This is a genomic window from Nitrospirota bacterium (assembly GCA_020846775.1).
Lineage (GTDB): Bacteria > Nitrospirota > 9FT-COMBO-42-15 > HDB-SIOI813 > HDB-SIOI813 > RBG-16-43-11.
The window spans coordinates 20,309-33,025 of the sequence record JADLDG010000102.1; the positions used below are offsets into that span (position 1 = coordinate 20,309).

Sequence of the window (12,717 nt, forward strand, 5' to 3'; positions counted from 1 at the left end):
TAGATCCCTGCTGTTTACGCTACTTCTTTAACTGTCTGGGCTATCCTGGCAAATCCTGCCGGGTCATTCACTGCAATGTCAGCAAGCACTTTCCTGTCTAAATTTATATTTGCCTTCTTGAGGCCGCTGATAAACTTACTGTAAGAAAGCCCATGCAGCCTGATTGCTGCGTTTATCCTCGCAATCCAGAGGCCTCTGAAACTGCGTTTCTTTTGCCGTCTGTCCCGGTAGGCATAGCACAGGGCCCTGTCAACTGCCTCTGTGGCGCTTCTGTATAAACGGTGTCTGCCGCCCCAGTATCCCTTCGCCGCCTTCATCACCTTCTTACGGCGTTGTCTTGTCTTTGGTCCGCCTTTTGCGCGTGGCATTGTTGTCTAACCTCCTTTTTACCTGAATTACTATCCGTACGGTATTAGTTTCTTAACATTCCTCACATTACTCTCATGAACCATTGCTGCCTTCTTCAATGCCCTCTTTCTTCGAGAGGTCTTCTTTGTCAGCAAATGATTTCCTGATGCCCTGCTTCTTTTTATCTTGCCTGTTCCGGTAAGTTTAAAGCGCTTTGATGCGCCTTTGTGTGTCTTGAGCTTGGTTTTAGACATCTTCCCTCCCTTCTGCCGTTATTACTGATTCCGTACCAGTGCCCTTTGACTTCTGTGCATCTGATCTGGGAGAGATGATCATAATCATACTGTTTCCCTCCATCTTTGCCGGAACTTCAACTACACCTATATCCTTTACCCCGTCAGCAAATGATATCATTATTCCCTTTGCAGTCTCCCTGTATGCCATTTCTCTTCCCCTGAAAGTAAGAGTCACCTTTGCCTTATTCTTATCCTCAAGGAATCTTCGGACATTTCGGATCTTTATCTCTATATCATGTTTGTCAGTATAAGGTCTTACCTTTACCTCTTTAAGCTGCATACTGCGCTGGTGTTGTCTTGCGCCATGATGCTTCTTTGCAAGCTCGTATTTATATTTTCCAAAGTCCATAATACGGCAGACAGGAGGTTTAGACGTAGGCGCTACCTCAACAAGATCCAGGCCGAATTCAACAGCCTTCTTAATGGCCTCGAACGTCGGTAGTATCCCGAGCTGTTCCCCCTCCGGGCCGATAACACGGACTTCTTTAATTCGAATTTCTCTGTTGACTCTTATACGTGGCTCTGCGATATTCCCTCACCTCCTCTCGTTAGACACTGAAAAACGCGGGGTACCCATTGCTGCATGCAAATGCAATGGGTCGTGCGGCGTCAGGACTTTAATTTTGAGCTTCAACGTACAACATAGTACGCCTCAGCTCAAAATTAAAGCCCTTCCTTGCACCTGGACATTTTTGAGTGTCAACGGCCAGTCATGATTTCTGGTTAATTTCTTGTGTTACCCTGTTAACTGCTTCTTCAAGCGGCAATGCCCCTATATCGCCTTCTTTTCTCATCCTTACTGCTATTGTGCGGGACTCTGCCTCCCTGCCGCCTATTATAAACATATATGGAACTTTTTCCAACTGTGCTTCTCGTATCTTGTGTCCTATCTTTTCGTTTCGGCTGTCTACTTCCACCCGCACACCTTCACTGTTAAGTGAGTCCCTGATCTCTTCAGCATATTCATTCTGTTTATCCGTTATCGGGAGTACCTTAACCTGTACAGGTGACAACCACAATGGAAATGCCCCGGCGTAATGCTCAATCAGTATACCAAAGAATCGCTCAATTGACCCCATCAGCGCCCTGTGTATCATAATCGGCTGATGCTGCTGGCCGTCTTCACCAACATAAGTCAGGGAGAATCTTTCAGGGAGATTAAAATCAACCTGAATTGTGGTGCACTGCCAGGCACGATCCAGTACATCCTTTATCTTGATATCTATCTTAGGGCCGTAAAAAACCCCTTCGCCCGGGTCTATCTGATAAGGGAGGCCCTTTAATTCAAGGGCGTTACGCAATGCATCTGTAGCCTTTTCCCAGTTATCAAGTGTCCCTACGTAATTCTCCGGCCTTGTTGACAGGTAGATGTCATACCTGTCAAAACCATACGTAGTCAGCAGATCAACTGTAAAATCCAGTATAGAGGTGATCTCATCCCGGATCTGATCGGGCCTGCAGAATATATGTGCATCATCCTGTGTAAATCCCCTTACCCTCAAAAGGCCGTGTAAGACCCCTGACCTTTCATAACGGTATACAGTGCCGAGCTCAGCCCACCTTATAGGCATTTCCCGGTAACTATACATCTTCGATTTATAAATAGCTATATGGAACGGGCAGTTCATCGGTTTTAACTGGAAGTCCTGTCCCTCGACATCCATAGGCTTATACATGTTGGCCTGATAGAACTCCGTATGGCCGCTGGTCTTCCATAGATCCAGCTTTGCCACATGGGGCGTGTACAGGAGCTTGTATCCATGCCTGAGGTGTTCCTCTCTCCAGAAGTCTTCAATGGTCTTTCTTATTATTGCCCCATTGGGGTGCCATAATATGAGGCCCGAACCAATGTCATCATGGATGCTGAAGAGTTCCAGTTCTTTACCGAGCTTCCGGTGATCCCTCTTTTTTATCTCTTCAAGTTTGCTGAGATAGCTGTCGAGGTCTGCCTGTTCCGGAAATGCCGTCCCATAAATGCGTTGAAGCATCCTGTTTTTTTCATCACCACGCCAGTATGCCCCGGCAGTTTGAAGGAGCTTAAATGATCTTATACGATTGGTAGACGGGATATGAGGTCCCCTGCACAAGTCTACGAAGCTGCCCTGCTTATAGCACGATACGGTCTTATCAGGTATCTCTCTGATTATCTCTACCTTGTAATTCTCACCCATATTTTCAAAGAGCGTGATGGCGTCTTCCTTAGACATCTCCATCCGGGAGATTGGTATGTTCTTGTCTGCCAGCCCCCTCATCTTCTTCTCTATCCTGATCAGGTCATCAGGCGTAAAAGTCTTGTCATAGTCAAAGTCGTAATAAAAGCCGTCTTCTATAGAAGGACCTATGGTTACCCTGACTTCCGGATAGAGCTCCTTTACTGCCTGAGCCATGAGATGGCTTGTGCTGTGCCTGAGAATTTCCAGACCCTCAGGAGAAGAGGCAGTTATCCACTCTATGTCGGAACCTTCAGATGCAGGCGTGTTTAAATCTACAGGCTGGCCGTTAATTTTTGCTGCAATTATCTCCAGGTTTTCATTGCCCCTGGCTTTTAAAATTTCTATTAGTGTCATGACTTTACAAAGATTTGACATGTTATCATCTATATAAGGCAGTGTCAAGCCTGCGCTTTGGCCCGCTATCGGGCTGAAACACATTGAAAAAACGATATTGATTGTTATAGAAACACTACTTATAATGCATGGATGTTATCCCGCAGATTGTCGGTATGTTTTATGATTATATGCATTTTATTGTCCTGGGAATGCATAGTACAGGCTGAGGAGCTTCTTATTGACCGGATAGCGGCAGTTGTAGGTGAAGAGATAATCACCTACAGCGATGTGAAGGTTGAACTCATGCTGAATTTATACGACAAGGACGAAGAAAGTGCCCTGCAGGACCTGATTAACAGAAAACTCTATTTACAGGAGGCAGAGAAATTCAAGATAACAGAAGCTAAAGAAGACATTGAAAAGGTTCAGGGGAGGCTTAAGTCGGTCAGAGAATATTTGGCGGGAGAGCGTTATAAGGATTTCCTGAGAGAATACGGTCTTACGGAATCAGACGTTCTCAAGAGGTTGACAGATCAGGTTATGGCAGAGAAGTTTATTAAATTCAGGATAAACTTCTTCATCGTTATATCTGAGGAAGTGATAAAGGAATTCTATGAAAAAAATAGAGAAGAATTTGGAGAGCAGACTTACAGTGAGGTTCATGATCAGATAAAGATGCGGCTATTTAGTATAGAGTCAGAAAACCGTTTGAAAGAATACTCGGATGGTTTGAGGAAAAGGGCAGGGATTGTCATTATCAGGTAGTCTTTGATTATCCTGGTGGAGCTGAGCGGGATCGAACCGCCGACCTCTTGAATGCCATTCAAGCGCTCTCCCAGCTGAGCTACAGCCCCATGATCCAGTTCCTTACCCCGGCAATGTTACATTTATGCTTATTTGTTGTCAAGTATTGGATAGGTCTTCATAACTTCTTCATCTCCACATATGTTGTACGTATCGGCCCGAACTCATATTTATTTCCGAGGTCCGGATGTGTCGGCACTACATGAAAGAAAAAGCCGTATCCATCCCTGTCATCGGGTGTGGCGGTTGCAGCATAGCTGTAGAATCCCTCCCATATTTCCCCGAGGCGCCGCATTGGTATCATACCCATGGAATTAAATTGACCATTCTTGTCCATAATGCCCCTGCATATTTCTACCGTCACGTCGCCAGGAGATATAGGGCCAAGATCAGTGGTTATGATTACCTCGAAATCAGGGAGGATGTTTCCTTCCCCGTCTTTAAGGTTTTCACCCTTCTCTATGGAGACAATCTTTATGTACTCCCAGTTCTTCTTCATCCATGCCTTCCACTCAGCCAGTTCCTTTGATTTGGCAAAATTATCTTCCCTGATCCTGTCACCTCTCTCAAAGGTCGGGATATACATAGTTGTGGTATAATCACTGACCATCCTGGCTGTGCTGAATTCCGGAGTAGTTGTGCGTATTGACTCTTTTACAACGCTCAGCCACTGTTCAGGAATGCCCGCTTCATCCCTGCGGTAATAGAGAGGTACAATCTCCTGCTCTAATTTCTCATAAATGTCTTCGCTGTCTGTCTTGTCCTGTAAATCTTCATTATCATAATTTTCGTTGCTGCCTATCGGCCAGCCATTCTTTCCGTTGTAGCCTTCGACCCACCACCCATCCAGAACACTGAAATTAATTGTGCCGTTTATACCGGCCTTCTGTCCGCTTGTGCCGCTTGCCTCATAAGGTCTCCTCGGCGTGTTAAACCAGATGTCAACACCTGCAACAAGATGACGTGCGACATGCATATCATAGCCTTCAATCATTACTACTTTACCCATGAATTCCTTCATCTGTGAGATTTCATAAACCCGTTTAATGAAGGCCTGTCCCGGTTTATCAGCAGGGTGTGCCTTTCCTGCAAACAACAGCTGAACGGGTCTTTTTTTATCATTCAAAATCTTTTTCAGCCGGTCAAGATCACTGAAGATAAGAGTTGCACGCTTATAGGTAGCAAATCTCCTGGCAAATCCTATTGTGAGTGCATCAGGATTCAGAACGACTTCTGCTGTCGTTCCCTTCTTTTCATGGTCAGAAAATCTGTTTGCCTGAAGAGATAGAATATTCCGAAGGGACTTAATCATCAATGCCTTCATACCCTTTTGTACCTCCCACAGCTCTGCATCAGGAATATCATATACCTTCTTCCATACGTCAGGTTCAAGAAGACCGTCCTGCCAGTCTGTCCCGACATACTTGTCAAAAAGACGTCTTATGGAGGGATCAATCCACGTCATTGTGTGGACCCCGTTTGTTATATGCCCGATTGGTATCTCACCGAGGGGTACGCCGAACCATACGTCATTCCAGATGGTTCTCGATACCTGGCCGTGCAGTTTACTTACCCCGTTGCTCTGTGCAGAAAAATGGAAGGCAAGAATAGTAAGGCTGAAGAGGTCAGATCCTCCGCCTGTAGGACGAAGGCCAAAACGCATGAACTCGTGTAATTTGACACTGAATTTATCTATGTATTTCTTAAAATATTTCTCTATCAGCATGAGTGAGAAGGCGTCATTTCCGGCAGGAACCGGTGTATGGGTCGTAAAAATAGTATTGCCTTTAACTGCCTCCAGTGCCTCGGCAAATGTCAGTCCTTCTTCCCTTGTTAATCTCAGTATCCGTTCAAGACCAAGAAAGACTGAATGTCCCTCATTCATGTGCCATACATTAGGGCGCAGGCCGATTGCTTCAAGCGCCTTTACACCACCTATGCCGAGCAAAATCTCCTGCGATATCCTTACCTCATGGTCGCCGCCATAGAGATTGTATGTTAATCTCCTGTCTTCAACACTGTTTTCTTCTATATCTGAGTCAAGCAATATAAGGTTTATTCGTCCTACATCAACCTTCCAGATCTTTGCCTTCAGTGTCCTTCCTGGCAGTTCAACACTGATAACAATATCATTACCGGACAAATTCATAACAGGTCTGACAGGCATGTCAGTAAAGTCATACCTTTCATAGACTGCCTCCTGCTCACCTCTTTTATTTATCTGCTGTTTAAAGTATCCCTGCCGGTAGAGCAGTCCGACGGCGACAAAAGGAAGCCCAAGATCACTTGCAGCCTTACAGTGGTCCCCGGCAAGGACGCCGAGGCCGCCTGAGTATATTGGTAAGGACTCGTGAAGGCCGAATTCCGCTGAGAAATAAGCAATAGACATCTTATTATGGTTTGGGTATGTCCTTGTAAACCAGGTCTCCTTAGGATTGCAGTAATCGTCAAATTCTTTAATTACATTACGATACAGGGTAAGTACTTCTTCTTTAAATACCGCCTCAATAAGCGCCTCTTTGCTCAGGCGTCTTATAAAGATCACAGGATTATTTTTTGCTTCTTTCCAATGAACTTTATCTATAGACGCAAAAAGATCCTGGGCTTTAGGATTCCAGGACCACCATAGATTATAGGCAATCCGGTTTAATTTATTCACTATTGTTACAGGTGTTTCTTCAGCGGACATAATTTCGATTCCTCCTGGTTGGCAATATTATAGCACAATCATTTGTCGTAAACACTTCAGATTTATCTTGTCTTCCTTCATATCCGGGCCCTTAGGTGTTTCAATGATCCTGGCTGCATTGTTGAATCTCACGTCATTCATTATAGTGCGAAAACTCTCTATTCCAATGAATCCCTTTCCTATATGTTCGTGTCTGTCAACGCGGCTATCCAGCATTTTCTTTGAATCATTTAAATGAATGCAGACAAGTCTGTCAAGTCCTGTAATGTTGTTAAATTCATCTACTACCTTTTCGTATCCTTCAGTTGTCCTTATATCATATCCAGCAGCGAATATGTGGCAGGTGTCAATGCATGTCTTTATTCTGTGACTATGTATAACTCCAGAGATGATGTTGCTCAGATGTTCGAACCTGTATCCTATGGTTGTCCCCTGACCTGCTGTAGTCTCTAAAGCGATATCAACCCCCCACCCGTCGGTTTTGGTGAATATTATATCGAGAGACATGATAATATTCTTTATACCCTCACCTTCACCTATCCCGGTATGCGCACCAGGGTGTAAAACGATATACGGAATCTCAAGTATCCTGCACCTCTCCATCTCGCTGATCAGGGCGTCTACGGATCTATTTCGGAGCTCATCGTTGCCTGAGGCAAGGTTTATTAAATAAGAAGCGTGAGCTATGACCTGCAGTATACCGCTGTCTTTGCGAAGTTCCTTGAATCTGCCGGCCTCTTCCCCGGTAACAGGCTTCCCCATCCACTGGCTGGAGTTCTGAGTAAACAACTGGATTGCCGAACATGATAGGGACACACCCCTCTCAATTGCCTTATCAATGCCTCCTGCTATTGACATGTGTGCGCCAAGGAGCATCGTTTGATTATAACCTGTATTGTCTGAGATTTGCCACAAAACAGCTATTGACATAGTACCTGAGTTTTTACTATAGTAGTTACAATGAAATTGATAACCAATTTCAATATTTAGGGTAAGCCTTATGCATGGGCACACGGTAAAGGATAATAAAACAGTCAGCAAGATTGCAATTGTCGGAAACCCCAATGTTGGAAAGAGTGTAATCTTTGGTCTCCTGACAGGAAGATACGCGACGGTTTCCAATTACCCCGGGACTACGGTTACTCTGACTACAGGGTCATGCAGGGTAGGTGGTGAAGACCTGCCGGTCACTGATACCCCGGGTGTTAATACCCTCATCCCCATGTCTGAAGATGAGGTCGTAACAAGGGACATTCTCCTGAATGATGAGGTAAGGCTCGTTGTACAGGTTGCAGATGCAAAAAACCTCGGACGCGGACTGCAGATTAGTATACAGCTTGCAGAGATGGGCCTCCCGTTTATTCTTGTCCTTAACATGTGGGATGAGGCAGGAAACCGTGGTCTGGATATAAACACGCAGAAACTTGCCGGTATTGTTGGTACTACGGTTATACCTACCGTTGGTGTGGAAAGAAAAGGTATAAAAGAACTACGCGATTCCCTGTCAGACAGGAAATTTTCTTCTCTCGGCATTACATATGGACGGATTATAGAGGGGGGCATTAAAAGGCTCGAGGCACTTCTGCCTCAAACGAAGATCTCAGGACGTTCTATTGCCCTTATGCTCCTTGCCGGAGACGCCAGTCTGAAACCATGGATTAGCAAGAGCATAACCCCCTCAGATATTAATAAAATTGAAGACATACGACTGGATATCCAGAACAGGTTTCATGAACCGCTGGGGTATGTAATTAATCAGGCCAGGATAAAGAAGGCTGAGAATATTGTAGCAGGCGTCATGTCGAGATCACAGGGAAAAGGAACCACAGTTACCACTAAACTCGGAAGATGGGCTATGCACCCCATATGGGGAATACCGGTACTTCTGGCCGTATTATTTATGATGTATGAGTTTGTCGGTGTCTTCGGAGCGCAGGTACTTGCAGGACTTCTCGAAGAAGGACTATTTGGAGTTTATATAAATCCTTATATGACAATCATTGCTGAGCGGTTTATCAGAGACTCATTCTTCAGGGATCTGTTTGTTGGAGAATACGGTATCATCACAATGGCGCTGACTTATTCTATCGCCATCATACTTCCTGTAGTAGGTACCTTCTTCATAGCATTTGGCATACTCGAGGATTCCGGATATCTCCCGAGACTTGCCGTAATGGTTCACAAGATATTCAAACTTATGGGACTGCACGGAAAGGCCGTGCTCCCTATGGTCCTGGGACTTGGCTGCGACACAATGGCTACCTTAACGGCAAGGGTAATGGAGACAAGGAAAGAGAGGGTAATCGTGACACTTCTTCTTGCCCTCGGAGTCCCGTGCTCAGCGCAACTGGGCGTGATCCTGGGGATGCTTGGCGGTGTTTCAGCCTCTGCTACTCTCATCTGGGCATTTGTGGTGTTACTGGTATTATTTATTGTAGGATTCCTGTCCTCTAAAATATTGAAGGGAGAAGGGTCTGATTTTGTCTTCGATATCCCGCCGCTCCGCATACCGGTATTATCAAACATTATTTTTAAGACACTCTCAAGGATTAATTGGTATCTAAAAGAGGCTGTCCCCCTGTTTATTGTCGGGACGCTGATACTGTTTACCCTCGATAAGATTGGAGGGCTTGCAGCAGTTGAGAGAATAGCAAATCCGGTAGTCGTCGGTTTTCTTGGATTGCCTGGTAAGGCTACAGAGGCATTCCTGATAGGCTTTCTCAGGAGGGACTACGGTGCGGCCGGACTCTTCTCGCTTGCGCAGTCAGGACAACTTAATCCAAACCAGGTTGTTGTGAGCCTGGTGACCATCACCCTATTTGTCCCGTGTGTCGCAAATCTTCTTGTCATGGTCAAAGAGTGCGGGCTTAAGACAGCCCTTGCCATTGTGATGTTTATATTCCCTTTTGCATTTTTAGTAGGAGGAGTGTTAAACTTTGTCTTTATCCTGTTTGGCATTAAATTATGAAATCAGGGACAGCGTATGAACATTTAGTAGTCGCTGTTTCTGCTTGTGAGGTTACGGATGATGGATTATAATAAGGTCAAAGACCTTCATGAAGAGGACCGTATAGACGAACTCCTTGAGGCGATCTGGATGCTGCGGGAAGAAGGAGAATCACGAATAGATGATGTCAGGAAAATATCAGAGGACCCTGACGTGGAGCAGATATTAACTATCGCTGAGTCCGGACAACTGGTTTTAACTGATGATGGCCGTCTTTCTTTCAGCCAGCAAGGCGAGAAACGGGCTGAAAACGTAATCAGGAGGCACAGGCTTGCTGAAAGGCTGCTGTCAGAGGTCTTCGAGATAGAAGAGAAACAGCTCGAGGACCATGCATGTGAACTGGAGCATACGCATGTCCTGAGCGAGGTTGTCGTAGACAGCATCTGCGCTTTTTTAGGGCACCCCCCGACATGTCCGCACGGAAAGGCAATCCCAAGGGGTGAGTGCTGTAAGAGATTTTCCCATGATTTAAAGCCACTTGTAGCGCCCCTTACAGAACTTCCTATAGGAGGAGATGCGAGAATCGTTTTTATATCATCAAAGTATCATGCGAGGCTTGACAGGCTGAGTTCGCTTGGTATCGTCCCCGGGAGCATCTTGCGCCTGCATCAGAAACAACCTACATATTTAATAAAGATAGGGGAGACAGAGCTTGCGCTTGACGGGGAGCTGGCGAAAGAGATTTTCGTTAAGAAGATGCATCATGTATAATAATACTTATAACCCAGGAGGTGACAAATGAGCAAAGAAAAAATTATTGAGGCGCTTAACAAGGACCTTGCTTTGGAGATTGCAGCAACTCTTCAGTATTTGCATCATCATTGGACAGGAGAGGGGTATGACAGCCCGGCAGTACTTGAATTATTTGAGAAGATAGGGCGCGATGAGATGAAGCACATGGAGATGATTGCAGAGAGGATTAATTACCTCGGGGGTGATCCGACGACAATTCCGGCTGAGATTAAGAAGGGTGGAGATCTCGTTAAGATGATGAAGGATGATCTTGAGGGTGAGAATACTGCGATAACTCAGTACAAGGCTGACATTAAGCTCTTTGATGAATTAGGTGACCCTACAAGCAGGCTGATGATGGAAAAGATCCTGTCTGACGAAGAAAGACATGCAGATATATGGGAGACAACTCTTGGAATTAAAAAATAGGCAGCAGTGAAAAGAGCAGGGGGACATTTCCTTGTAAAGAAAGTGTCCCCCATTAGACTTTATGGATTTATTACTTACTTTTTACTATCTGTTTCTGAGCTGCCGTATAATCTCCAATGACGAGATCATAAACCACATTACCGTCTGAGCTGCTTACCTTTCCTTCGTATGGTGATTTTACTGCCAGGAGTCGTCTCCTCACAGTCTCGCTTATAAATTTGGCATCTCCTTCAATGTTTTTATATGCCTGCTGCTGGTTCACAGGCTTTACTATGATCTTACCCCGGATGTTTCCGGAAGGTGTCAGGGTGAATGCGCCTGCCATGGCATGAATGTCCTTAGGGTTTCTGAAGGCAGGGATTAACAAGGCGTTTTTCTGTGCCTCAAGGATTAGAGACATGTGATCGTCCGAGTTATTTCCCCAGAACCGTATGCCCCCATCTTTCCATTCCTTAAAAGTAGGTGTCAGGATACCCGAGCTTGAAATATCTGAAGGATTCTTGAATCGTTTAAGCACATTTTGCAGTGACTCTTTCTTATTTCCTATAAAGACCCATCCATCCCACTGGGCATATGATGATAATTGTTTATTTTCCGGGGGCTGGCTTGGATTATAGAAAATTTTTTCACCGTGCGGGCCCTTGATGTTTTTAGCGATTTTACCACCGGCGATCTTATCTAAGTTTGCCGTCGTGCCCTTATATGCAATTACCGGTAAGATGTCGGGGGGATAAGTGATTAAATAAAATGACGATGGGGTCTTCGATATTATGTCTTCCCCCTCAGAAGAAAAGCGGAGGTTTTTTGATATAAATTCTTTAACCCCTGGTTTATCCTTATTGAATTCAAAGGTGAGTGCATGGACCCCACCTTTTATACCGAGGATCAATAGTGAGGTAATAATTATACTGATGAATATCTTTTTCATTGTTTCCCTCCTTCAGGATGAATCATTATTTGAGCTGTTATTGTACTCTCTTCCCTGTTAATTGTAACGTCAGTCTTCATATTTTGCGCGTAGAGATATCTTTCAAGCAGGCTGACCAAATAGGTTATGTCACCTTCCAATCCCTCAAAATCGCCATCCTCACGACCTGTAAGGGCGATCATTCCGGAGATAGTATCACTGCCCGTTTGCCTGATATCAAATGAACCTTTAACCATACTGCCTGCAGAAGGCATCAGCACGAAGCCTGCCCTGCCCTCCAGCGACTCAATAGCCTTTGTAACGTCTCCGTCAATATTTGAAAACGAGACGCTTGATATAATCCTGTTATCACTTGTCTCAGATCCTGATATTTGAAGATCCGACCTGTCTGCAGCAGGATTAGCTGTTGATACGGGCCCGATAATCTTATCTATAATGTTTTCTCCCTCTGCAAAAAAAAGCGTCCGGCCATCCTGATAAAGGAGGATTCTCTGGCCTGAAGGGGCTCTCAGGACAGATTCGCCCTCAACAGCTCCCATACCCCTGTATTGCATCTGCCCTATAATAATTCCGTGAAACATCCTGAATAGTTTTGACCTCCATCCGAGGTCTGTAACTATAGCCCAGCCGTTTCCTTCTTTGCTGCCCTGAAGATAGAACTCCATTACAGGAGGAATAAGGGGTCTTAAAAAAAAAGGTACATTGCCTGCTGCTGCAGGGTTACCAGGTATTGCAGAAACAAATGCGGAAAAGGGTTTGTCCAGAAGGGGCTTTATCCTTACTACACCTGTAATATAAGCCTGCCCATACAGGGTATCCTTTCGTGCCGATGGGTGCAGAGGTATAAGCAACCACAGCAAGGCCGCAACTATAATAATCAGTACAACAAGAGCTGCCGTTCTAAGCCTGATAAATCTCATCCCTTAGCCTCTTAT

Annotated in this window: 12 protein-coding genes and 1 tRNA gene; 4 read left to right on the forward strand and 9 right to left on the reverse strand. The window is 45.0% G+C overall.

Translation table 11 applies throughout. From position 1 onward, the window contains the following. Positions 1–14 precede the first annotated feature (14 nt). The 4 genes from rplT to thrS all read right to left on the reverse strand — a co-directional run bounded on the left by rplT (position 15) and on the right by thrS (position 3,232). Positions 15–368: a 50S ribosomal protein L20 gene (gene rplT, locus IT392_12230; GenBank protein MCC6545243.1), complete on the reverse strand. Its 354-nt coding sequence runs from the start codon at positions 366–368 to the stop codon at positions 15–17. 30 nt (positions 369–398) lie between these two features. Continuing rightward, positions 399–602: a 50S ribosomal protein L35 gene (gene rpmI / locus IT392_12235; protein ID MCC6545244.1), complete on the reverse strand. Its 204-nt coding sequence runs from the start codon at positions 600–602 to the stop codon at positions 399–401. Next, on the reverse strand, positions 595–1,173 hold the full coding sequence (locus IT392_12240; protein ID MCC6545245.1) for a translation initiation factor IF-3: 579 nt from the start codon (positions 1,171–1,173) through the stop codon (positions 595–597). Before IT392_12240 ends, rpmI begins: the two co-directional genes overlap by 8 nt. Before the next feature lie 181 nt (positions 1,174–1,354). After that, a complete protein-coding gene (gene thrS, locus IT392_12245; protein ID MCC6545246.1) occupies positions 1,355–3,232 on the reverse strand; it encodes a threonine--tRNA ligase in 1,878 nt (625 codons plus the stop codon). A 141-nt stretch (positions 3,233–3,373) separates the two neighbouring features. Here thrS and IT392_12250 point away from each other — a divergent pair, with 141 nt between their 5' ends. Next, positions 3,374–3,958, forward strand: coding sequence for a hypothetical protein (locus IT392_12250; GenBank protein MCC6545247.1), 585 nt, complete (start codon positions 3,374–3,376; stop codon positions 3,956–3,958). A gap of 13 nt (positions 3,959–3,971) precedes the next feature. Here IT392_12250 and IT392_12255 read toward each other — a convergent pair. The 3 genes from IT392_12255 to IT392_12265 all read right to left on the reverse strand — a co-directional run bounded on the left by IT392_12255 (position 3,972) and on the right by IT392_12265 (position 7,562). Next, a tRNA-Ala gene (locus IT392_12255) sits at positions 3,972–4,047 on the reverse strand. Positions 4,048–4,115: 68 nt separating this feature from the next. Beyond that, positions 4,116–6,686, reverse strand: a complete 2,571-nt coding sequence (gene glgP / locus IT392_12260) for an alpha-glucan family phosphorylase (GenBank protein ID MCC6545248.1) — start codon at positions 6,684–6,686, stop codon at positions 4,116–4,118. Positions 6,687–6,713: 27 nt separating this feature from the next. After that, positions 6,714–7,562 carry a deoxyribonuclease IV gene (locus tag IT392_12265; GenBank protein ID MCC6545249.1) on the reverse strand — a complete coding sequence of 283 codons (849 nt, stop codon included), beginning with the start codon at positions 7,560–7,562 and terminating at the stop codon, positions 6,714–6,716. Positions 7,563–7,686: 124 nt separating this feature from the next. Between IT392_12265 and feoB the strand changes: the two genes are divergently transcribed. The 3 genes from feoB to IT392_12280 are packed head-to-tail and all read left to right on the forward strand — an operon-like array spanning position 7,687 to position 10,854. Then, positions 7,687–9,654, forward strand: coding sequence for a ferrous iron transport protein B (feoB, locus tag IT392_12270; GenBank protein ID MCC6545250.1), 1,968 nt, complete (start codon positions 7,687–7,689; stop codon positions 9,652–9,654). A 57-nt stretch (positions 9,655–9,711) separates the two neighbouring features. After that, complete coding sequence (locus IT392_12275) at positions 9,712–10,404, forward strand: metal-dependent transcriptional regulator (protein ID MCC6545251.1); 693 nt, start codon at positions 9,712–9,714, stop codon at positions 10,402–10,404. Between the two features lie 27 nt (positions 10,405–10,431). Then, on the forward strand, positions 10,432–10,854 hold the full coding sequence (locus IT392_12280; GenBank protein MCC6545252.1) for a ferritin-like domain-containing protein: 423 nt from the start codon (positions 10,432–10,434) through the stop codon (positions 10,852–10,854). 70 nt (positions 10,855–10,924) lie between these two features. On the opposite strand, the gene IT392_12285 is transcribed toward IT392_12280, so the two are convergent. Together IT392_12285 and IT392_12290 are read right to left on the reverse strand one after the other, a co-directional pair. Continuing rightward, positions 10,925–11,782, reverse strand: coding sequence for a hypothetical protein (locus IT392_12285; GenBank protein ID MCC6545253.1), 858 nt, complete (start codon positions 11,780–11,782; stop codon positions 10,925–10,927). Further along, positions 11,779–12,702, reverse strand: coding sequence for a hypothetical protein (locus tag IT392_12290; GenBank protein MCC6545254.1), 924 nt, complete (start codon positions 12,700–12,702; stop codon positions 11,779–11,781). Before IT392_12290 ends, IT392_12285 begins: the two co-directional genes overlap by 4 nt. Between the last annotated feature and the right edge of the window lie 15 nt (positions 12,703–12,717).